The 23,243-nt window shown below is 45.6% G+C and carries 21 protein-coding genes; 8 read left to right on the forward strand and 13 right to left on the reverse strand.

The genetic code is table 11. From position 1 onward, the window contains the following. Positions 1–6: 6 nt before the first annotated feature. Both nadC and BLU98_RS09440 read right to left on the reverse strand, forming a co-directional pair. Positions 7–867, reverse strand: coding sequence for a carboxylating nicotinate-nucleotide diphosphorylase (nadC, locus tag BLU98_RS09435; protein ID WP_092723776.1), 861 nt, complete (start codon positions 865–867; stop codon positions 7–9). A gap of 83 nt (positions 868–950) precedes the next feature. Next, the gene (locus BLU98_RS09440; RefSeq protein WP_139173875.1) at positions 951–1,337 is read right to left on the reverse strand and encodes a DUF4783 domain-containing protein; all 387 of its coding nucleotides are present in this window, start codon (positions 1,335–1,337) and stop codon (positions 951–953) included. Between the two features lie 119 nt (positions 1,338–1,456). Here BLU98_RS09440 and gpmI point away from each other — a divergent pair, with 119 nt between their 5' ends. Both gpmI and BLU98_RS09450 read left to right on the forward strand, forming a co-directional pair. Next, positions 1,457–2,977 (forward strand): 2,3-bisphosphoglycerate-independent phosphoglycerate mutase, encoded by a 1,521-nt coding sequence (gpmI, locus tag BLU98_RS09445; protein WP_092723777.1) that lies wholly within the window; start codon positions 1,457–1,459, stop codon positions 2,975–2,977. Positions 2,978–2,995: 18 nt separating this feature from the next. After that, positions 2,996–3,490 carry a heme-binding domain-containing protein gene (locus tag BLU98_RS09450; RefSeq protein ID WP_257574858.1) on the forward strand — a complete coding sequence of 165 codons (495 nt, stop codon included), beginning with the start codon at positions 2,996–2,998 and terminating at the stop codon, positions 3,488–3,490. A gap of 63 nt (positions 3,491–3,553) precedes the next feature. Here BLU98_RS09450 and BLU98_RS09455 read toward each other — a convergent pair whose 3' ends face one another. Together BLU98_RS09455 and BLU98_RS09460 are read right to left on the reverse strand one after the other, a co-directional pair. Further along, a complete protein-coding gene (locus BLU98_RS09455; protein WP_092723778.1) occupies positions 3,554–3,862 on the reverse strand; it encodes a DUF2442 domain-containing protein in 309 nt (102 codons plus the stop codon). Beyond that, positions 3,843–4,115: a DUF4160 domain-containing protein gene (locus BLU98_RS09460; RefSeq protein WP_092723779.1), complete on the reverse strand. Its 273-nt coding sequence runs from the start codon at positions 4,113–4,115 to the stop codon at positions 3,843–3,845. Before BLU98_RS09460 ends, BLU98_RS09455 begins: the two co-directional genes overlap by 20 nt. 83 nt (positions 4,116–4,198) lie before the next feature. Between BLU98_RS09460 and yihA the strand changes: the two genes are divergently transcribed. Then, complete coding sequence (gene yihA / locus BLU98_RS09465; protein WP_092723780.1) at positions 4,199–4,837, forward strand: ribosome biogenesis GTP-binding protein YihA/YsxC; 639 nt, start codon at positions 4,199–4,201, stop codon at positions 4,835–4,837. A gap of 44 nt (positions 4,838–4,881) precedes the next feature. Here yihA and BLU98_RS09470 read toward each other — a convergent pair whose 3' ends face one another. After that, on the reverse strand, positions 4,882–5,355 hold the full coding sequence (locus BLU98_RS09470) for a ribonuclease H-like YkuK family protein (RefSeq protein WP_026768970.1): 474 nt from the start codon (positions 5,353–5,355) through the stop codon (positions 4,882–4,884). A gap of 172 nt (positions 5,356–5,527) precedes the next feature. Here BLU98_RS09470 and BLU98_RS09475 point away from each other — a divergent pair, with 172 nt between their 5' ends. Continuing rightward, positions 5,528–7,318: an ABC transporter ATP-binding protein gene (locus BLU98_RS09475; RefSeq protein WP_092723781.1), complete on the forward strand. Its 1,791-nt coding sequence runs from the start codon at positions 5,528–5,530 to the stop codon at positions 7,316–7,318. Positions 7,319–7,324: 6 nt separating this feature from the next. Here the strand turns inward: BLU98_RS09475 and BLU98_RS09480 are convergent, their stop codons facing one another. From BLU98_RS09480 to BLU98_RS09510, 7 genes are all read right to left on the reverse strand, one after another. After that, positions 7,325–7,783, reverse strand: coding sequence for a DUF2721 domain-containing protein (locus BLU98_RS09480; RefSeq protein ID WP_257574861.1), 459 nt, complete (start codon positions 7,781–7,783; stop codon positions 7,325–7,327). Between the two features lie 64 nt (positions 7,784–7,847). Further along, positions 7,848–10,337, reverse strand: a complete 2,490-nt coding sequence (locus tag BLU98_RS09485; RefSeq protein WP_092723783.1) for a TonB-dependent receptor — start codon at positions 10,335–10,337, stop codon at positions 7,848–7,850. Positions 10,338–10,431: 94 nt separating this feature from the next. After that, the gene (locus BLU98_RS09490) at positions 10,432–10,782 is read right to left on the reverse strand and encodes a hypothetical protein (protein ID WP_092723784.1); all 351 of its coding nucleotides are present in this window, start codon (positions 10,780–10,782) and stop codon (positions 10,432–10,434) included. Positions 10,783–10,826: 44 nt separating this feature from the next. Further along, on the reverse strand, positions 10,827–12,545 hold the full coding sequence (locus tag BLU98_RS09495; protein ID WP_257574862.1) for a GMC oxidoreductase: 1,719 nt from the start codon (positions 12,543–12,545) through the stop codon (positions 10,827–10,829). A gap of 47 nt (positions 12,546–12,592) precedes the next feature. Next, positions 12,593–13,846: an ATP-binding protein gene (locus tag BLU98_RS09500; protein WP_092723785.1), complete on the reverse strand. Its 1,254-nt coding sequence runs from the start codon at positions 13,844–13,846 to the stop codon at positions 12,593–12,595. Between the two features lie 243 nt (positions 13,847–14,089). Next, the gene (locus tag BLU98_RS09505) at positions 14,090–15,655 is read right to left on the reverse strand and encodes a DUF1501 domain-containing protein (RefSeq protein ID WP_092723786.1); all 1,566 of its coding nucleotides are present in this window, start codon (positions 15,653–15,655) and stop codon (positions 14,090–14,092) included. A gap of 10 nt (positions 15,656–15,665) precedes the next feature. Further along, positions 15,666–17,294 (reverse strand): DUF1800 domain-containing protein, encoded by a 1,629-nt coding sequence (locus tag BLU98_RS09510; protein ID WP_092723787.1) that lies wholly within the window; start codon positions 17,292–17,294, stop codon positions 15,666–15,668. Positions 17,295–17,430: 136 nt separating this feature from the next. On the opposite strand from BLU98_RS09510, the gene BLU98_RS09515 reads away from it, so the two are divergent. The 4 genes from BLU98_RS09515 (at position 17,431) to uvrC (ending at position 21,994) form a co-directional block, all read left to right on the forward strand. After that, complete coding sequence (locus BLU98_RS09515) at positions 17,431–18,009, forward strand: RNA polymerase sigma factor (protein ID WP_092723788.1); 579 nt, start codon at positions 17,431–17,433, stop codon at positions 18,007–18,009. A 39-nt stretch (positions 18,010–18,048) separates the two neighbouring features. Beyond that, positions 18,049–19,509: an outer membrane beta-barrel protein gene (locus BLU98_RS09520; RefSeq protein ID WP_139173876.1), complete on the forward strand. Its 1,461-nt coding sequence runs from the start codon at positions 18,049–18,051 to the stop codon at positions 19,507–19,509. A 78-nt stretch (positions 19,510–19,587) separates the two neighbouring features. Further along, entirely contained in the window at positions 19,588–20,175 is a 588-nt protein-coding gene (locus BLU98_RS09525; protein WP_105469725.1) for an SAM domain-containing protein, read from the forward strand. A 10-nt stretch (positions 20,176–20,185) separates the two neighbouring features. After that, positions 20,186–21,994, forward strand: coding sequence for an excinuclease ABC subunit UvrC (gene uvrC / locus BLU98_RS09530; RefSeq protein WP_092723791.1), 1,809 nt, complete (start codon positions 20,186–20,188; stop codon positions 21,992–21,994). Between the two features lie 203 nt (positions 21,995–22,197). On the opposite strand, the gene porN is transcribed toward uvrC, so the two are convergent. Then, positions 22,198–23,241, reverse strand: coding sequence for a type IX secretion system ring subunit PorN/GldN (gene porN / locus BLU98_RS09535; RefSeq protein ID WP_092723792.1), 1,044 nt, complete (start codon positions 23,239–23,241; stop codon positions 22,198–22,200). Positions 23,242–23,243: the final 2 nt, after the last annotated feature.

A 23,243-nucleotide genomic window follows, 5' to 3' on the forward strand; every position in this document is an offset into this window, starting at 1 on the left:
GTTCAATCATTCAAAACTGGCTTTGAGGCTCAGGTCAAGGCTCTGTGCCTGGTGAATGAGTCCCCCCACACTGATATAATCCACGCCCGTTTCTGCATAAGTCTTCAGGGTATCCAGGTTGATACCGCCACTGGCTTCTGTTTCAAAACGGCCATCGATCACCTGTAAAGCCGCACGTATCTGTTCAGGTGAGAAATTATCGAGCATAATGCGAAACACTTTCCCTTCTCCAATGGCACAAACCTTCTTCACATCATCTACACTCCTGGTTTCCACTTCTATTTTCAATCCGGGCTTTTTTCGCTGAATATACTCCCACGCCTGGTTGATAGCAGGTTCCAGTCCGCCTGCATAATCAATATGGTTATCCTTCAACATGATCATATCAAACAATCCAAACCGGTGATTAGTACCTCCGCCAATGCGAACCGCTTCTTTTTCCAGCAACCGGAAATTAGGCGTTGTTTTACGCGTATCGAGCAGGCGGGTATGATAGCCCTTCAATTGCGCCACATACCGCTGGGTGAGGGTGGCAATGCCACTCATACGCTGCATGCAATTCAATACCAGTCGTTCGCATTGGAGTATGGTATGAACGGTGGCTTCTACTTCAAACGCCTTCTCTCCTGCTTTCATCGGCTCACCGTCTTTTTTAAAGGGATGAAAAACCACATCCTTTTCCACCTGCCGGAAGATTTTTTCCGCTACTGCCACACCTGCCAGTATGCCATCCTGTTTGACCTTTAAAACCGCTTTCCCTTTTTTTCCGGCAGGGATCACGGCCAGGGTGGAATGGTCTCCATCTCCTATGTCTTCCCGTAAAGCTTCTTTTACAAGGTGCTCCAATTGTTGATCGAATGATTGCATGGCTGCAAAACTAGGATTAAAATAAAGAACCCCGCCGAAGCGGGGCCCTGTCTGTCAGTTTATGAGAATGATGAAAGTCCGGACTAACTGATACGTATCGTAATGATCTGGTAGCGGTTGTCTTTCTGCTTCAGCATTACGGTGATGTTGTAATTCTTGTTGCTTGTTTGTAATTTACCGGTGAGGTACATAGTATTACCCAACTCGCGGTCTGATTGCTTATCGAAACCTTTCACGCCGTTTTCAGCAAAAAATGACTTAAGCGCTATAGAAGCCTGGTTTTTGCCCATGTTTTTCACTTCGTCTTTGTCCAGCAACTTCATATCGATAAAATCATCAAAGTGATCGGCTATTCGATCGGCATTGACCGATTTAAAAGCCTGAACCACAGCATCAGCCCCGGGTGACTGGGCAGGAACTGCCAGTGACACCATCAATGCCCATACCGTTAATAAAAACATCTTTTTCATGATATTCAGTGTTATCTTACCTTTCAAATTGCCAAAAACATGCCAAATTTGCACGCAGCGTGTTCGACGCTAAAGTTAATATCAATTCATCAAACCCAAACAGCGTAGTTTTAAACAAGATGAGCAACAAAGTAATCCTGGTGATCATGGACGGATGGGGACTCGGTAAAGTTCCTTATGCCGACGCCATTCAACATGCAAAAGTTCCTTTTGTAAGTTCTTTATATCAAAAGTATCCTAATACCACATTGATAACTTGTGGGGAAGATGTGGGTTTGCCCGACGGGCAAATGGGCAATAGCGAAGTGGGTCACCTCAACCTCGGTGCCGGCCGCATCGTGTACCAGGAGTTGCAACGCATCAATGTTGCCATACGTACCGGTGAATTTGCAAAGAATGAAGTGTTGTTGAACGCTATCCGTTATGCCAAGAACAATAACAAGCCTTTGCATTTACTCGGACTGGTAAGCGATGGCGGTGTGCATTCCCATACCAGCCATTTAAAAGCCATCTGTGATGTATGTAAGGCAGAAGGACTTAACCAGGTGTTCATCCATGCGTTCACCGATGGAAGGGATACCGATCCTAAAAGCGGACTGGGCTTCATCACTTCATTGGAAGAACATTTGAAGCAATCTGCAGGCACCATCGCTTCCGTAAGCGGGCGTTATTATGCGATGGACAGGGATAAGCGATGGGAAAGAGTGAAACTGGCTTATGACTGCCTGGTAAAGGGAGAAGGCCCTGTTGCTACCAGCGCCATTGCAGCCATTGAGCAATCTTATGCAGCAGAAGTGACCGATGAGTTCATCAAACCCACCGTGATCGTTGACCAGACGCAACAACCATTGGCGCTGATCAAGGATGGCGATGTGGCGCTCTGCTTCAATTTCCGTACCGATCGCTGCCGTGAGATCACAGAAGTGCTTACACAACAGGATCATGCCGACTTCGGTATGCGCAAGCTGAACCTGCATTACACTACCATGACCCTCTACGATCACAAATTCCAGAACGTAAACGTGGTGTTTGAAAACGATAACCTCAATAATACATTGGGTGAAGTGTTGGCGGCCAATGGTAAAAAGCAGATCCGCATTGCTGAAACAGAAAAATATCCCCACGTTACTTTCTTCTTCAGTGGCGGGCGGGAAGATGTTTTCCCCGGCGAATCGCGCATCATGGTTCCTTCCCCCAAAGTAGCGACTTATGATTTACAGCCCGAGATGAGTGCTTTTGAAATAACCGATAAACTCATTCCTGAAATAGAAAAAGAATCGGCCGATTTCATTTGCCTCAACTATGCCAATACCGATATGGTGGGACATACCGGCGTATTCACAGCGGCCATCAAAGCGGCGGAAACAGTAGACGCCTGTGTAAAAAGAGTGGTGGAAGCCGGATTGGCACATGGCTATACTATTTTCCTCACAGCCGATCATGGCAATGCCGATTTCATGATCAATGAAGACGGCAGTCCTAATACAGCGCATACCCTGAACCTGGTTCCCTTTTTCATCATCGACAAAGAATGGAAGGGCGCTGTTAAAAGCGGTAAACTCGGTGACCTGGCTCCCACTATTTTAACAGTGATGGGATTACCTATTCCGAAAGAAATGACGGGAAATGTGTTAATTTAAATCAAATAGATACAGTTTATGAAAATATTGAAAAGGATCGGACTGGTATTACTGGTTTTATTGGTGATATCCCAGGCTTTCAGGCCCGATAAAAACAAATCGGGCGATACTACCAATAGCATTGATAAAACCTATCCTGTGCCTCACGACGTGCAGGTAATACTGGCCAAAGCCTGTAATGATTGCCACAGCAACCTTACCCGTTATCCCTGGTATGGAGAAGTACAGCCCGTTGCCTGGTGGCTCGGCGATCACATAAAAGATGGTAAACGCCACCTCAACTTCGATGAATTCAGCAATTACCGCATTGGCAAGCAGTATAAAAAGCTGGATGATTGTATTGATGAAGTGAAAGAAGGCGGAATGCCCATCGAATCATACACTCTTATACACAAAGATGCCGTGCTTACCGATGCAGAAAAACAAACGCTCATCAATTGGTGCGCCGGTATCCGCGACAGCATCAAAGCAAAATATCCGGCTGATAGTCTTGTTATCAAACGCAAAAAATAAGACAGCCCATAAATACAAAAGCCTCCTGTTTAGGAGGCTTTTGTATTTATGATTTATGGGTAATTAATCCTTCCTCTTGTGTGACCAACTTACGTTGAGTTCCTTCAAAAACCCTTTTAAACTAAGATCTTCGTCTACTTCCGGCCAATGGATTCCGGCGCCATTTCCAATTAAGCTGAAATTTTTCAATTGTTGAACAGAGGCCTTTTTAAGATTTGGGTACTGATGGGTTCGAACAACAAAAGTGGCATCATTCGTCAGGTGAATAAACATTTCCCTGTACGTTGGACTAAATTCCAATGATTGAATCTTCAAACCTTCATTATAAATGAGGTTTTCAATAGCATCATATTTATTGTGAGAAGTAATCATTCCACTTTTGTTGTAAAATTACGAATTTGTTTGAAATTATTTCCATGATCTGACGTTCTTCTTTTAAGGAAAAGCCGTCTGTATAAGCAATTCTAATCTCAGGTTCCAGCCATATCTTTCCTATAGCATTTCCCCTTTTTACATGGATATGCATCGGCTCTTCATTTTCATTGCTATAAAAAAAGAAACGAAACCCATTCTCTAACAAGACAGTTGGCATGCCGCAACTTACCTCGTTAGTAAATTGGCGCATTAAGTACTTTCCGCAAAAAACAGTAATCAAGCCTTCATTGCAGAAAGTTTTTAATTTTACCTGCTAACTTTTAATTACACAACATGTTGATCCGAAAAGCTGTTTATCTTGTTTCCAGTCCATCTTTTGACAAATGCCCTAAGGCCGACAGGCCCGAATACGCATTTATTGGCAGAAGTAATGTAGGCAAGTCATCGCTCATCAATATGCTGGCCGCTAACCAAAAACTGGCCAAAACATCCGCTTCACCTGGCAAAACCCAGCTCATCAATCATTTTGATGTAACCAGTGCGGCTGCTGAAAAAGCGCCGTCAGAAAAATGGTACCTGGTAGACCTGCCCGGCTATGGATTTGCGAAAGTCTCGCAATCGAGCCGTAGAAAATGGGAGCAAATGATTGAAAACTACCTGCGTAAGCGCGAAAACCTCACCATGGTCTTCGTGCTCATCGACAGCAGGCACAAGCCGCAGAAAATAGACCTTGAGTTCATCAGCCAACTCGACAAGTGGCAGGTGCCTTTCTCACTTGTATTCACTAAATCAGATAAAGAAAAACCGGGCGTTGTAAAAGCCAATGTGCAGGCTTTCTTCGATGCCCTGCTGGAGACCTGGCAGTTCCTCCCCAGGCATTTTGTTACGAGTTCAGAGAAAAAGCAGGGAAGAGATGACATTTTGCAATTCATTCAAGAATGCAATCGGGGGAAGTTGGGAGTTGTTAGTTGATAGTTGTTAGAAATAAACTTTATCTGACAACTATCATCTAACAACTAATTGACTACTTTGTCTGCACAGCAGCTACTGGCAAAAGCTTCCGGTTTGGCCTTGAAAGCAAAGCCCATACCCAGGATGTAACCCATGGCTTCACGCAGGGCGTCATTGCTTTTGAAGTGCGGGTTGGTGTTGATGTCCGCATGCACTTCCATATCCACCTGGTACTTAATGAAGAGGTTGCATAGCTCATAAGCTATTTCAACACTCTTGGCTACCTCAACCAGCATCCTTTCCTTGATGTGGAATTTCTGCTTGGTTTTTTCATTGTGGATGTACATAAAACCGCCATTGTGCTCCCGAAGAAAAACGATCACAGTGGCAAATTCGGTGTCATCTCCTTTTACCTGGCTATCGGTTCCAATACAAACTTTCAGCCGGGTGCCATTTGCCGTTTCTCTTTTGATGGCCTCTTCTACCGCATTTTTGATCGGTAGCTGAATGGTTTCTCCATTGAATTTTCTCCAACGCATATAAAGAAGGTTTTTGTAAGTTACCGATTAATTGGCGGAGAAAGAGCAACATAAAAATATCTTATTGTTAACAGACGTGGAAAAACCTGGCATTTCCGGGAAGTAACTTTGTCATTTTTTGGAGATTTGTACGGAAATTGACGGGTAAAAACATACCATCAAACCCTTACGAATGAAATTACTCTTACAATACCTCAAGCCTTATAAATGGCTGGTAGCATTGGCTTTATTGCTGGCCGCCATCAACCAGACCTTCTCTCTTTTCGATCCCATGATCTTCGGTAAGCTGATAGATCAATATGGCATGCATGTTAAAATTGCAGCCGACGGCACTACGCGCACCGAAAGTCAGTATATCAACGGCATCATGTTCATGCTCCTGCTGCTGGTGGGTACTGCCATGGTAAGCCGCATCGCCAAGGCCTTCCAGGATTATGTGGTGAATGTGATCATACAGAAATTCGGAGCTCGGATCTTTACCGACGGACTCAAGCATTCCATGCGATTGCCTTACCAGGAATTTGAAGACCAGCGCAGCGGTGAAACACTTTCCATCCTTACCAAAGTGCGAGCCGATACTGAAAAGTTCATCGGGTACGTCATCAATGTACTGTTCAGCATTATCGTAAGCGTGATATTCGTGTCTATCTACGCTACCAGGCTCCACTGGTCCATCATACCCATTTACCTGGGCGGCGCACTGCTGATCGCTTTTGTGACCAACCTGCTCAGCAAAAAAATTAAGACCATCCAGAAAAAGATCGTCAAGGAAACCACTTCACTGGCGGGTTCTACAACTGAGAGTCTGCGCAATATTGAACTGGTGAAAAGCCTGGGACTTACCAACCAGGAAGTGAGCCGGTTGAATACCAACACCTATAAGATACTCGGACTGGAACTGAAAAAAGTGAAGAGCATCCGTTCGCTCAGTTTCATACAGGGCACTATGGTGAATTTATTGCGACAGGTAATCACTTTCACCCTCATGTGGCTGATCTTCAGACAGGTGCTCACCGTTGGGCAATTGATATCATTACAGTTCTACAGCTTCTTCATCTTTGGTCCGTTGCAGGAAATTGGCAGTATCATCATGAGTTATCGTGAGGCCGAAGCCTCACTCATCAACTTCCATAACCTGATGGAAAAAGAAGCAGAACCAAAACCTGCTCATCCCCGTCATGTAGGTGTGGTTGAAGAGTTGGAGTTCAGGGATGTGGTATTCAAACACCAGACAGCACAATACAAGGCACTCGATGGTATTTCTTTCGATGCCAAAAAGGGAGAGACCATTGCATTTGTTGGCCCTTCGGGCGCAGGGAAAAGCACGCTGGTAAAACTGTTGGTAGGATTGTACCGCCCGCAGGGAGGACATATTTTATACAACGGCGTGAACGGCTTGGAAATAAATTTCGATGAGATGCGTAACCAGATCGGTTTCGTAACACAAGACACGCAATTGTTTGCCGGCACCATTCGCGAAAACCTGCTCTTCGTGCATCCCGAAGCCAGCGATGCCGACCTCGCAGAAGCCTTGCATAAAGCCAGCTGTGATAACCTGTTGCAAAGAGCGGAAAAAGGGATCGATACCATGATCGGAGAAGGCGGACTGAAACTCAGTGGTGGTGAGAAGCAAAGGCTCTCCATTGCCCGTGCCTTGCTGCGCCATCCGCACTTACTCATTTTCGACGAAGCCACTTCTGCACTCGACAGCATTACCGAAGAAGAGATCACCAATACCATCCGCAGCATCTCGTTGGAAAAGGAACAGATCACAGTGATGATCGCCCACCGGCTGAGTACCATCATGCATGCGCACCGTATTTATGTATTGGAAAAAGGACAGGTAGTGGAAACAGGAAGCCACGAACAGCTTCTCGCAGAAAAAGGATTGTATTATGCTATGTGGAGGCAGCAGATCGGTGAGCGCAAGATCATGAGCAAAGAACCGGCCCTGGTCAATTAGTCCTGTTCATTCTTTTTCAAAACGGCGCTTGATATAATCGATCACGGAAGGGTCGGTTAAGCCTTCCATATCGCTCAGTTCCAGTTCAAGTGCTTTAGTGCTCAATTGAATTTCCACCAATGATAAAAACAGCGAAAGGGCAAAACTTACCAGGCTGATGCCGAATACGATATCGGCTGCTCTGAGGTAGTTGTTATAAATAAGGAACATACAAACGATGGCGTTCAAAAAGCTGAGCACGCCCAGCGCCTGCATATTTTTGATCAGCTTCAGCCGGTAACGGATGTTCCTGATCTGCCCGTGGATAATATGTTTTTGTTCGTGGTTCTGGTATTTATCGTGCAGGCTCCTCACCCGGTTGGACAGCGCCAGGAAACGGTTGGTGTACGCAAGCATCACAAGGCTGATCGCGGGGAACAGCAAAGCCGGTGTATTGATGGTAATATCCATACTACCAATGTACAAAATGAATTCTTAAAAAGAAACGCTGTCGTGGCAGCGCTTCTTTCATTCAACCCTATATTACCTATCAGGATTTCTTTAAGTTATAACTAATGGGAAAGCTCAGCTTGAAGGAAATATTCCGCCCCATATTGTAAATACCATTGCGGCCGGTGAAATTGCCCGGATAGGGTTCAAAATATTTAAGCCTGCTCAGGTGATCCTGGTAACCTGTATTCAGCAGGTTATTGCCCAGGATATAGATGCTTACCCAGGGGTTACCATTCCTGTTAATGAGGCTTCCTCCAAAACCTGCATTCAACAAGGTATAACCTGGTGTAGCCTTCTCCGTTCCATAGGCGGTGAAGACCCTGTTTTGTGCGGCATAATATTCTGCTTGTACTTTCACAAAGCCGTGTTTGATACCAGCGTTTTTGATATCAAAATCAAAGCGCAGTTCCGAAACACCATGTACTGGTGGAATGAAGGGCAGATAGCGGGTACTATCCGCATCTTTTGCTCCGGCACTCTTGTTTTGGGCATACACAATGGAAAGGCTGTTCTCAAAATGCAACGCCCTTACAGGATGCAGGTCAACACTCAACTCGCCACCATACAGATGGGCCTTGCCCGATTGGTATTTGAAAGTCTGGTTACCAGCTACTATCACCGAATCCTGTCCGCTCGCAGCCAGCAATTTCTGGTTATAAATATAATTGCTGATGCTGTTATTGAACAGGTTCAGTTGTATCACTGCGTATTTAGATGAATACACGAATCCCAGGTCTTGCTGCAAGCTGAACTCAGGCTGGAACTTGTCGTTACCGATCTGGTAAATATTGGTTCCGGGATGCACGCCATTGGCGGAGATCTCTGCAATATTGGGAGCCCTGAAACCCCTTGCCAGATTGAACTTCATGGAGAATTTTTCAGAGAAATTATAAGTGGCTCCAATACTTCCGGAGAAGCCATTGAACGTATGGCTGTATTTATTGAACACTGCTGTGTCTGCTGCCGTAACCGGTCCGTAATACACTTTGCCAAAACCAGTTGCCGGATCGGGTTTGGTGTAAAGTGCATTGTTGTTGAATGAACGGATATCATAACGCAATCCTCCCGCAATATCCAGCTTGCCGATGCTCTTCTTCAACAAAGCAAAAGGTCCGAAATCGAATTGTTTGTAAGAAGGAATGATGAAGTCGGTTCCTTTTTCAACATTGTTTTCCTGGTACATTCCGTTGATACCGATGCTGGCATTCCAGTTGTTCTTTTCTGCGAAATGATATTTCACGTCGTACGTGTAAGAATTCAATTGCAGAAACAATCCGGGGATGGTAAATAATACCGGGTGGCTGTATTCCCTGCGCACACTCCGCTGGAATCCCAGATTCAGGTCCAGCCGGTCGTTGCCAATGATGAAATTATTATTGAGGAATGCACGGTAGTGCTGCACATGCTGGTGTATTGTGTTGATACTATAACTGTTCAGTTCAGATGCAGGTACAATGGGTCGAACAGTATCTGCTTCCGTGATCTGTTTGGTGAAAGCCCTGGTAGCACTGTCGCGACTACCATCGGGAATCTCCTGTAAATTATCGAACAATACCAGGTTCAGGTGAGAGTATCCCCATTTACCATGCAAACCAAGAGACGCATTCGCATCGGTTTCACTGAATCCGGTACCATACACCCTTCCATCATATTTGTTCTGGTAATTGGTAGCTTGTTTGTGAGAGATCTGTCCCGACCATTCAAAACCATTTTTGGCAGCGCCCAGCATAGCCGAACCACCCAGGTATTTGTTATTGGTCTGGTATTCCATGGTAACATTACCGATCATTTTTCCCTCTGGCGCTGAAGGTACAGGTATGAGGTTCACCACACCTGCCAACGCATCGGAGCCATAACTCAGGCTGGCCGGTCCTTTGATCACTTCCACTTTGTCTACTGCATAGGCGTCTACTTCAATACCGTGCTCATCACCCCATTGCTGGCCTTCCTGCCGGATACCATCGTACAACGTGAGGATACGGTTATAACCCAGTCCGCGGATAAAGGGTTTGGATACATTCGGGCCGGTAGTTACGGCACGGATACCCGGCACTTTGGCAATGGCATCGATGGCATTGGTACTGAGGTTCGAAGTCAGGTAATCGTGACTCACCGTTACAATAGGAACCGGATTTCGTTTGATCTGTGTGGCTTTGGAAGTTCCGGTAACCACCACTTCACTGATCTCGGTAGCGCTTTCTTCCAACTGAAAATCCTGGTTTACATCACCCCTGATCAACACATTTTTGGCAATGCTTTTATAACCTTCAAATTTTACTTCTACTAAAAAAGTTCCTGCGGGCAGTTTTTTAAACTCATAATGCCCGAGCGAATCTGCCGCAACACCCAGTTTCAGGTCAGGGATCAATATCGCTGCCCCGCGCAATGGTTGATGGGTTTTGTTATCGGTTACCACCCCTTTCAGGGTTTCATCACCAAAAAAAACAGCAGGTTTTGCGGTTGCAATGATGAAGGAAAAAATATTTACACACAACAAGAGGCTGAAAAATTTCATGACCTTTTTCATACACGATGAGATTATAAACAGAATGATAAAAACAACCGGTCGTGCAGTAATGCAACTTTCCGGCCAAATCTTAGAATGAGGATATTATACTACTTTAAGCGTTCAACGCAGGAGGGCCGCGAAGAAAAGATACGTCCGGAGCGGTAGAGTAGGTAGAAACGAACTGTTGATCCTGGTAAGTAACAAACACAGGAACAATCGTATAATCGATGGAGGCAGATTGATAAACAAAAGGCGTTTGCACCACCAATTGTTCACAGGGACAATGATAACCTGCCTTACTCAATTGGCTGGCGCCCGTGTTTTCCCGAGGAAAATTCATGGCAGTCGCGTCCTGGTGGTTGGCAACCAGGTTGTGCAGGAATTTTTTAGGGGTGATGCTGAAAGCGAAGAGCAACAGCAACCATCCTGCCAGTAAACGATGTATGACCGATAAGGGGCGCACTAACTATTTGTTACATTGTTGCAAAAATAAGAAATAAGGTTGATTTACAATACTCCTTTTTGTATTTGTTCCACAGCATAGTTCGCGGCTCTTGCTGTCAGCGACATGTACAGGATGGACGGGCTTTGATTGCCTGTGCTGGTCATGCAGGCGCCATCGGTAACAAATACATTTTTACAATGATGTAGTTGATTCCATTCGTTGAGCAGCGAGGTGGCGGGGTCTTTGCCCATGCGCACCCCACCCATTTCATGTATATCCAGACCGGGAGGCTGCCTGTTTTCGTTTACCACAATATTTTTAGCTCCCGCTGCTTCCAGCATCGCTTTTCCCTGTTCGATAAAGTCTTTCACCATTTTATCATCATTCTCATCATAGTCTACAGATGTTACCAGCAAGGGAATACCCCATTGGTCTTTTTGATCTTTGCTCAATCTTACATGATTGCTTTCCTTGGGTATGGTTTCACCTTGCATATACATATAAGCACCCCATTTACCGGGTTCACTGATGGCATCTTTGAATGCCGCACCGAGAGGTGACGGCATGTTTTTATCGTTCAATTTTTCCCGGTATGCTCCGCTGAAAATCACATAGCCTCCTACAAAGTCTGTATCTCTTTGGTACACATTCCTGAAATTGGGAATGATGCATTCCGCAGGCTTGGATACACGATAATATTTGTCTTCAAATCCATCGAATTCGCCGCTCATACCGGCTCTGTAATTATGGAAACCAATATATTTTCCCAACAAGCCATTATCATTGCCCAAGCCATGCGGAAAACGTTGAGAAGTTGAGTTCAATAAAATGAGGTTGGTGTTTAAAGCAGAAGCATTCAGGAAGATAGCTTTTGCATAATAGATTGTTTCTGCTTTGGTATTAGCATCAATGACTTTCACGCCAATTGCCTTGCCCAGTTGTTCATCATATATAACAGAATGCACCACCGAAAAAGGCCTTATCGTAAGGTTACCCGTCCTGGCTGCCCAGGGAAGCGTAGCGGCATTTGAACTGAAATACCCGCCGAAAGGACAACCGCGCATGCAAAGGTTCCTGCTCAGGCATTGGCGATTTTGTTCCTTATGAATGGCCTGTGGTTCTGTAACCTGCGCCCATCTGCCGGATACATAATGACGCTTAAATTTGCTAGCCAGTACTTCACTCAAATGCTGTTCCACACAATTCAATTCAAAGGCGGGCAGGAATTCTCCATCGGGCATGGTATCGATGCCTTCTTTGCTTCCACAAACGCCAATGAATTGTTCTACGTGACTGTACCAGGGCGCAATATCCTGGTAGCCGATGGGCCATTCGATGCCATATCCATAGCGGTGCGGCGCTGTAAAATCCATATCGCTCCAGCGTGCGCATGCCCGCCCCCAGGTCAATGACTTGCCACCTACTTGGTAACCCCTTATCCACTCGAATGGTTTCTCTTGTACATATGGGTGGTCTGAATCTTTCACAAAGAAATGAGCAGTAGTAGCGTCATAACCCGCAGCGCGACTGATATAAGGATTGGCGTCTAACACTCTCCTGGAAAGCGTGCCCCGGTATGGAAACTCCCAAATGGGCGTGTTCGCCGTAGGATAATCTTTGATGTGTTCTACATTACGCCCGCGCTCCAGCACCAGGGTTTTCAATCCTTTTTCACACAATTCCTTAGCGGCCCATCCACCACTGATGCCGCTACCCACTACAATGGCATCAAAAGAAGTGGCTGCCGGATGATTCGTTGGCATATGTAACGTATCAGGCATAGTGAATGTTTTCCTGTAGAAATATACACATTTATACGTCTTTTAGGTCACCACAAAACAAACAATGGTACGGCCCAAAGATTTGTTCCGAAAGGAACCACTTCCTTACCTGTATATAACACTACCCCACCAATGAAATCGTTTCCCGTAATTGCCTGGAATTCTTTTATCCCTTTAAAATCATCTATGGTTACTGTTTCGGATCGTTTTACTTCAATAGCAAAGACAGATCCGTTAGGCTTCTCTATGATAAAATCCACTTCTTTTCCATCGCTTGTTCTGAAATGGTACAATGAAGCGTTAATATGGTTGTTGTTCAACTGCTTTAAGATTTCCGTTGCCACATAGTTTTCGAGGATATGTCCAAATAATTCGGGTTTGCTGGTGGCAAGATCGTCGATGTTCCAGTCGAGCATGTGACATAAAAGCGCAGTGTCTATAATATATCCTTTAGGTGCTTTCACCAGTCGTTTGCCAATATTCCTGTGCCAGGGTCTTATATCAAAGGTCAGGAACATCATTTGCAGTATATGCCTGTATGTTTTAGCAGTGGGGGAGGTCAGTCCGATTTCCCTGGCTATATCAGAATCATTCAGGAGGCCTCCTGCCCTGGCAGCCAGTATGCGCAATAATTGAGGCAGCAAATAACTTTTCTCCAGTTCTGCAATCTGCTTTACATCCCGTTGAATTAAAGTAGCAATGTAATTCTCATACCAACTGTTACGATCTTTGTCATGAGCGATGGCTATTTCCGGGAATGTAGCCAGTTTCATCGCGTCTATCAGGGATATTTCACGATTTGTTATTCCGAAAAAATCCATTTCTAATAACCTGTTCAGTCCTTTCCCATCGCCTTTACTCGCCTCAGCAGCAGTAAACGGGTACAGCGTGAGTACCTGCATGCGACCTACCAAGGGATCAGATAATTTGGGTAAAGCCAGAATATTAGCCGATCCTGTAAGTAGGTAATTGCCAACAGCGCCTTTGTTAAATAACCTATCCTCATCAACAATTACTTTCAATGCCCGGAAGACTTCGGGAACCAGTTGCACTTCATCAATAATGAGCGGTTTGGGATACCCGGTTAAAAAAGCTTCTGGTGCTGCTGAAGCTGCAGCCATAACTGTGGGTCTATCGAAAGTTACATAGGATGCCGGCAGATGGTTTCTTCCGATGTTTTGCGCTACATCATTTACAAGTGTGCTCTTACCTGTTTGCCGGGCGCCGTTTAAAAATACGACCGGACTGGTTTTTAATGCGGCTAGTAGCCTGGATTCAATATGACGAGGTAAAAACATCATTTATTGCAAATTTAAAACAATATTTTAAATATTATAAAATGTAATTTTAAATTTGCAATAAATATAGTGCTTTTGTTTAAAATTTTTAGCACATCTGATCTATAAGTGTTCTTTTTGTTGTCATAGAACGTAATCTGACAGCTTTGACCGGGATTTTTCAACTGTTGGACGGAATCCACCAACTGTTTAACGCCATTTACCAGTTGTAAGTAAGCAACTTCTACTTATGTACAGAAACTCGTATTATCGCGCTTTCAACATGGTATGTACCTGCTGGGTAGCCATATTCTGTAAGCGGGCATAATAAACGCCCGTAGGGAGATTACCACTATCGAACACTATGGTGTAATTACCGGCCGTATAATTTTTATCAACGAGGTTCGCAATCACTTTACCACTGGTATCCATGATCTGTACCAGGGTATGCCCACCGGAAGTTTTGAAAGTGATCACCGTAGAACTGGTGAACGGATTGGGGTAGTTGCTGATGAGCGTTTCTCCCGAAAGGTTTATCGGCTTTTTGCAGGATACCGTGCTCACCAGTGGAAGCATTTGAAAATTTTTGAGCATGATCTGCTGCAGGTCTTTTTCATCAACACAAAGCCAGTTAGATAATAAGGTAGCATACACGCTCCTGAAATCGTATTGAAAAGGGAGATTGTCGTTCACACTCACACTGGCTGCAATATTGGGTGTATCGCCCAATACGCCGCCAATCACATTCTTTCCGAAAATAAACATAGGCGCCGCAGATCCATGGTCGGTGCCTATACTTCCATTGCTCTTGATACGTCTGCCGAATTCAGAGAAAGTCATGCCTGTTACCCTGTCGTCTACTTTCATGAATTTAAGATCGTCTTCAAAAGCCTTAATCGCATCGCTTACATTTTTCAACAAACGGGCATGGTTACCGGTGGTATTATCGGTACTGTCTACCTGGGCAGAATGTGTATCGAAGCCGCCATAGTTCACCATGTAAATACGTGTTTGCAAACCGCCGCCGATGAGCCTGGCTACAATTTTCAATTGGTCGGCCAACGAATTATTGGTAGGATAGGTAACCTGCTGTGTTATTTTCGATGCCGCATCTTTGATCACGGCCGCATATTGTTGTGTTTGCTGCGCCACCATGCGCACGAACTTCAACTCTTTACCCGCCGGCGTTTCCGGCGCCGGATCCTGTACACCATTGATGAGGTTGTAAAAATTATTGGTATTGCTGATGCTCATACCCATGCTCACTGCCGGTCCCTGTAAAGTCAGCGATGTAATGGAACCGATCTGGATAGCCAGCGGGTCGCGCATGCTGGCATTGGGATAACCATTGGGGAAATTAGGATATTCATAATTCAAATAACGCCCCGCCCAGCCACTGTTGACCGTGGTATTGCTGTCGCTGCCACTCATCCAGATATCTGTTGCCCTGAAATGCGAAAAATTAGGTTGCGGATAACCTACCGAATGGACCAGTTTTACACGCCCGTCGTTGAACATATTTTGCAGTCCCGTCATGGCTGGATGCAATCCTACTTTTTGCGTGCCGCTCAAAGACAATACCGATTGCTGCGGAATGGCAATATTGCTCCTGGCATTGGTATAATTACTATAATACTCGAGAGGAATAACCGTGTTCAGTCCGTCGTTACCCCCACTGAGCTGAATGATCACCAGTACATGGTCTGTTTCGGTGGTAGGCAGGAACATGCCCTGCATCAACAGGTCTTCAACGCTGAATGCTTTTACCGATAATCCTCCCAGCAGTGAAGGGATCAGTACTCCGGAATTGCGTAAAAAATCTCTTCTCTTCATTTGAATGGTTTTATGCCAGCTGATATTCAGAAAGGTCCATCAGGTATTTCAACAGATCGCGCACTTTGTTCTTAACAGTAGTGGTATTGGCCGTATCACCGGGCGTGGAAACATACTGGTTCCACGCACTCGTCCAGTAATAATCGCTGATTTGTCCGCTCAGTAAAATATCCTGCTTCACCTGCGCTTTGGAAGCGGCCGACAAATCGATCCTGAACAAAAGCCTGGTCAGGTCATCGATGAGTTTGTTCGGATCGCCGGGCTGCGACAATGTTTTGATGAACCCTGCGCCGTCTACCATTATTTTCTTACCATTGAACGTATAGCCGCTGTTCATCAGGATATCGCTGAACTGGTTGCGCTTGGGAAGCGTGTCGCTGTTGATCCATGTTTCATAAAACTGCGGCACCTGGTAATAAGCTTTCCATCCGCTCACATCGGGCGGATCGCCGATGTTCTGTTGCAGGCTGGCAACCCAGCTCAGGAGATAATTCCAATGTCCATAATTGCTCACATAATCTGTAAGAGGCGGGAAACTCAATTCCAGTTCCCTGCAAAATCCCACTACAAAATCCACCGGGCTCTTGATCTGGCACCCTCTGGAGAGTGCGTCGAAGAAGTGTTCGCTTTTGAGTAAAGTACTGAGGACCGGTACAATGTTATAATTGTTGCTGCGGAAAATGGCGGCCAGCGGGGTAATCACATTTGCTTCCACCGTACTGTCGATATCGTAATAAACAAACCACCGGTAGAGGCGGCGACAAATGTACATGGCCACTTCATCGGTAGCCAGTATCATAGAGATCATGGCATCGATCTCTTCATCACCGGCTGTTGCAGTAGTGCGTCCTTGTATTACGGTATTGTTATAGAATGAAGAGAATTGTTTGCTGTTCTTATCGTGCCGGTTGATGTCGAAATAAGAACTGATGTTCGTTGCGTTATTGCGCCAACCGGTAAGTACGCGTGCTGCAGCTTTCACATCGGCTTCTGTGTATTGCGATCCCGGGCCCTTTCCGCAGCAGAACAGTTCCTGTAATTCCCTTCCGTAGTTTTCATCGGGCGCCGTTGCCACATTCTGCTGGCCATTCAGGAATACCAGCATACCCGGATCGATGGTCACCGCTTTTACCAGGCTCCTGAAGTTGCCCAGCGCATTGGCCCGCAGCATGGCGTGGTGCTTGTACACATATTGCGCATAGCTGATCACCCCTGTTTCGGTAGAAAAATGGTTGTGCCAGAAAAAGGTCATCTTTTCCCGGATGCTCCTGTCCTGGTTCACCATCTGTCCCATCCACCATTTCTTGAAAGAAGCTACCCGCAGGCTGTTCACCGAACCATCGGTGTTGGCATCGCCCACCCAGGTACTGCCCGCAACGATATTACTGTCGGCCGGGTTGGCGGTTGCGGGTGTAGTATATTCTTTAACCGGAGGAGCTGGCAGGGGAGCCTGGGGATTGAGCAATTCATCAACCGCCTGGGAACAGGTCTTGCCCAGGAAATAGCTGATATCGGCCCGCCTGGCGCCAAACATGGCCCGTTTCAGCAGGTGAATGACTTCGTTTTCGGTCCAGGGACCGGAATAAGGCGCCAGTCCTGTTGCGGGAGGCGGAGCTGGAAAATCCATTCTGGACGTCATGCCGAGGGGTTTAGGTCTGATCTGAGATCGGTTTTTCGCAAGAACGTTTAAAATTAATCAACAGATACATTTTGGCCGTACTATGCAGCATAAGAAGGGAAATAATGTCTATATTTAGGGTACACATTTACCCCTCATGACAGAACAGGCAATCATTGCTGGCTGTTTACATAATGATTCTGCGGCCCAACGCGAACTGTACAACCGGTTCAGCCCTAAGATGCTGAGCGTTTGTTATCGCTTCGCACAGAGCCGTGAAGACGCAGAGGATATGTTGCAGGAGGGGTTCATTAAAGTGTTTACCCAAATACATACCTTCCAGAACAAAGGGGCATTTGAAGGATGGATCAGGAGGATCGTCGTGCATACCTGTATCAACTTCTTGAAGAAGAATAAAAAATTCAATGAGCGGGTTGATCTGGATTATGCCACTATGGTAGAAGTGCGGGAAGAGACCATTCCATCCATCATGCAGGCCCGGCAGATCATTGAGTGCATCAGGTTATTACCCATCGGATACCGGACGGTATTGAACCTGTATGCTATGGAAGGATATAGTCATAAAGAGATAGGTATGATGCTGGACATCGAAGAAAGCACCAGCCGTAGTCAATATACGCGCGCCAAATCGATGCTGGAGACCATACTGGTAAAGAAAAAAATCATTGAGATGCCTAAAGAAGATTTTCATTGGCTGGCTGCATTTAAAAAATAGCAGTGGTTGATGGACCGATAGATTGATGCCGTGTTTGTTATGGAAAACCAAAACTACAGAGACGAACTTGAGCAGTTTTTACACGACGAAGTAAAACAGCACCGGATATATCCTTCCGACCATGTCTGGAAGAATATTCGCACGGAGTTACATGGAAACCATTCCTGGCCGGCACTCAGCTTTTTTGCCCTTTTCATCATTACCGCACTCACCCTTTCCACTTTACTTATTAACCATCCTGCAAGGTTCGCCGCGCATACACTGCTGGTTAACGGGCAGATGAAAAACAACCTGGCAGCATCGGCAGATCATACCACCGGATCTGTACAAGAAAATTATTTCACACAGATGGCATCCGGACATGTCACCGCAGCTACACTCGAGGAACTGGCCAGCAGACAAACGGCAACACTGCCGCAGCCCGAAACTGTTCCTACGGTCGGATATGATGCTGTAGCCACCGCTGCAACAGAAAAGACCATGGCAACCATCACTGCCAAAACTACCAACCTGAAGCCAGCTGCCTCTTTGATTACATCAGCCCAAAACAACAAAGCCCGCTCATCGGGTACTGCTTCATTCACTGCACCTACAGATAACAGGCAGGATGTGGATACAGCCAATAGTCTTGCTGCAAGTGAGAAAGCAGCTCCTGCCGCTACCACTGAAACAACAACGCCACCGGTTACGGAGAACACACACAAAGCCTCTGCTTATGCTTACAATCCGCCTGTTGTTATCAACCAGAAAAGGAATTCCAGAGTAGGCATCCAGTTCTACCTCACGCCTTCTACAAGTTATCGCAAACTCACCGATGAGAAACTGAAAGAGATCATACAACCTGCCAGCAATGCTGTTAACACGCCCCTGAGCCAGAACAACAGCTCTGACGTTAACCAGGTAGTGCGTCACAAGCCTGCTATCGGACTCGAATTTGGTTTTGCAGTGCTGTATAATATGAGCAACCGCCTCAAGTTCAAAACAGGGGTGCAAATGAACATCAGGCAGTATTATATCGAAACATTCCAGTCGCCCACCAGCGATGTGGCTACCATATCCCTGATCAATTACCGTGGTATTGAAAATATCAACCTGTATTCACCCTATCATAATAATTCGGGGTTGAGCGCAACGCAACTCGATAATAAACTGTACCAGGTATCTATTCCGCTGGGCATACAATGGGAGATATTCAATGGAAATCATTGGGGCGTGAATACAGAAGCTTCTGTACAACCCACTTTCACACTCAACAAAAAAGTGTACCTGTTGTCTACCGACCTCAAGCATTATGCCGACGGCGGTTCATTCCTTCGCAAATGGAATGTAAATACAGGTGTAGGCATCAACCTTACGTATAAAACAAGAGGCGCTACCATCCAGCTGGGGCCGCAGATCCGATACCAGCACCTACCCACTTATTCCAACCTCTACCCCATCAAGGAATACCTGCTTGATTATGGGTTGAGACTGGGTATCACAAAACAACTTTCGAAATAAAACCCATATGCATGATTCTTCTGACCACTGCTGTAAGGGCAGTGGTTTTTTATGCAGGTGATTGGATAATTTTGTAGGATGAAAAAATCAGTCCCTGCTCTTTTAGTTTTTTTGATAGCAGTATTATCTGTTGCTTGTGGTCACCATGCCGCGCCTGCCAGTCCGCAAACAGCTTCAGCAGACACAACCGGTTTCTTTGCATTGCCCGTTTTTTTCAAAGACCAGTTGGCTTATGCACAATCGCTTCATACGCCCATCTACCGCGTCACCATCAAAGACGGCAAAAAAGATTCTGCTTCACTGAACCAGGAAGCATTTAAACAGCTGGCAGGTATTTTTCTCAGCAAGGATATCTCGGCGCCCAATATTAAAGTGCTGTACCGAGAATCTGTTTTTCGCGACCTGGGCACAAAAAGCTATACACTCAGTTACACAACTGCCCACGATAACGCCATCATCCGGGAAATAAATATATTACTCGATGAAGAAAGCAATAACGTTAAACGGGTTTTTATCAGGAGCCAGTACAACAAAGGCGATACCAGTATCACAGAACAATGCAACTGGAAAGCCTACAAAAGTTTCCAGGTGAACCGCTATCTCCACGCAGGCCATTACAGTTCTACCGAATTGAATTACGTTAACTGGAACAACGACACGCCGTAAATGCACCAACATGACCGCAGATCAATTTCAGCAACTGGCTTCTACCATTCCGCAACAGCCCGGCGTTTACCAGTACTACGATGAGGGTAATACTTTGTTGTATGTAGGCAAGGCCAAGGATCTGCGCAAAAGGGTCTCGTCTTATTTCGTTAAGAACCTTACCAGTTATAAAACTCATGAGCTTGTAAAACGCATCCATCGCATTGCTTTTACCATTGTAGATTCAGAACACGATGCATTCCTGCTGGAGAACTCTCTCATCAAGGAATACCAGCCACGCTATAATATCATGCTCAAGGACGATAAGACCTATCCTTTCATCGTTATCAAAAAAGAGCCTTTCTCACGTGTCTTCTTCACACGAAAAAAAGTGAACGACGGGTCTGAATACCTGGGACCATTTACTTCGGTAGGCAGGGTAAGGGAACTCATCAATTTCATCCGCCAATATGTTCCGTTGCGCACTTGCAAGCTCAACCTCACCGAGCAGAATATCCAGAAAGGCAAATTCAAAGTATGCCTTGAGTACCACCTGGGCAATTGCAAAGGACCATGCGAGGGTTTACAGTCAGCCGCAGATTATGCAGAGGGTTTGCAACAGGTACGTAATATCCTCAAAGGGAACCTGGGCTCGGTAGTTGGGCAGTTCAAAGCGGAGATGCAAGCGCTGGCAGCCGGGCTCCAGTTCGAAAAAGCAGAGCTGGTAAGAAAAAAAATAGACCACCTCGAGAACTACCAGGCAAAATCTGTGGTGGTAGGCAGTCATTTTGCCGATATGGATGTATTCTCTATTGTGAAGGAAGACAACCTGGCTTATGTGAATTACCTCATGGTACAGAACGGCGCTATCGTGCAAACCCATACAGTTCCGCTGGAAACAAAGCTCGAGGAAACAGAAACCGAAGTATTGTCGTTTGCGGTAGCCAGGCTCAGGGGTACTTTCAACAGTACGGCCAAAGAACTGGTGGTTCCCTTTGCCATTGAAGTGGAAGAAGAAAACCTCACACTTACCATACCCAAAGCAGGCGAGAAGAAAAAGCTGCTGGAGTTGTCTGTGAAAAACGTGGATTATTTCCGCGAAGAACTGCGCAGAAAAAAAATACTGCACCTGGAAGATAAGAGCGACGAAGAAAAAGCGAAAGTGTTGTACGAATTGCAGGATTTCCTGCAGTTACAGGAGCCCCCTCTGCACATCGAATGCTTCGATAATTCCAACTTTCACGGCAGCTACCCGGTTTCGGCCATGGTATGCTTCAAAGACGGGATGCCCAGTAAAAAAGATTACCGGCATTTCAATGTGAAAACAGTTGAAGGGATCAACGATTTTGCCACCATGAAAGAAGTGGTGTACAGGAGGTACAAGAGGTTGCTGTCAGAAGCAGCGCCCATTCCCCAACTGGTGATCATTGATGGAGGAAAGGGGCAACTGGGCGCGGCCATGGAAAGCATTATCGAACTGGGACTGGTGGGGCGCATGACGGTTGTTGGGCTGGCTAAAAACGAAGAAGAGATCTTTTTCCCTGGCGATAGCCATTCTATTAAACTTCCCTGGAACAGCGACAGCCTGAAACTGGTAAGGCGTATTAGGGATGAAGTGCATAATTACGGCATCAGCTTTCACCGGAACCAGCGGTCAAAAGGAACATTTAAAAATGAGCTGGAGCAAATACCCGGTATTGGTAAGCAGACCGCCCTGCAGTTGCTGAAAGAATACAAATCGGTGAAGAAGGTAAGGGAGGCCGGTATGGATTCACTGGTCGCATTGATCGGCAAGAAAAAGGCGGCGTTGGTGACAGCGTATTTTAACGCAGAAAATTAACAGTTTATTAATAAAAAAGGGGCCAGGATAAAAATCCAGCCCCGCTTTTAAAATCCAATATCCTATGAAAAACCGAAGTAAAGATAAGGAAAGCATTTAATTAATACAATCAACTGGCCCTAATAATTTATAATGTAAACATAATTTTTGCGAAAAAAGGGGGCTTAAAAGACCCCTTTTTTCCCTTGTTATATCAAATAATATTAATACGACCACAGGTCCTGCTCATAATTGAACAGCCTTTCTTTGATCTTATCACCCTCCAATAAACGGAATAGCGGGTCTCTGATCAGGCCACTAAGGAATTTATCGGTGGGATTGTTGTTACTGGTTTTGATCACATAGCTGGAAAAGAAGCGGCTTTCGAAAAGGTCTTCCCAGGTCATACGGCTGGCGAAATTTTTAGGGTTGTACACCAGGTATTTGGTCAGCGTCTGGCGCAGATCGGGATAATGTATCCAGAACAGCGTTTTGCTGGTGGGTTTGTTGTTGACCATGATCTTGGCTACCGGAGCAATACCAATGATCCGGCAGAACAGGCGGCTTGCTTCCTTATCGAATATCCATTGTTCTTTCAGTCTGAAAGTATAAATAGAATCGGGATTCGGTGCATACTTGGTATCATAGATCACAGTGGTATCGTACACATTGGGATTGTTGGCGTTCTGTACCAGCTGTGTATCCAGCGTACCTTTCAGTAATTTAGAAACATCATTGTATTGCAATGGCTTTGTAAAACGGTCATCACCCCCTTCGGCAGAGAAAGCTACTACGCTGTCTTCACGAATGGCTTTCAACAGGATCGCAAAAAAACGCTGGTCGCCCATTTCATCTTTGCCGGGATACATGAACGTCTGGTTCATTTTTTCCCTGGCATCGATCTCACGCCAGATCATCTCGCTGTACAGCCAGTCGTCTTCACGCAAGTGCTCATAAGCCAGTGGCTTTTTCTCCCTCGTAATGGTCCTTTCCACGGCAGTGTTATTCCTCAGGTTCCTGGGGGTTGTTTCTTCAAAACCTCCTACCGTAGTAGTATCCACTGTTTTCTTAGGTTTCAGCGAAGTATCAACGGCAGTAGCATTGGCTTTACTCAGTCCGGTTACTTTGTTGGTAACCGTAGAGGGCGGCTGCTGGTTGGTACTTGGAGGATTGTTCGCAGGCTTTTTCTTGCCAAAGTTGAACTGTCCCATAGCACTGCTGCCTATCAGTACCGCAGCCAAAACCATAAGGGAAGTGATTCTTTTCATAA

The organism is Hydrobacter penzbergensis (genome assembly GCF_900106985.1).
Lineage (GTDB): Bacteria > Bacteroidota > Bacteroidia > Chitinophagales > Chitinophagaceae > Sediminibacterium > Sediminibacterium magnilacihabitans.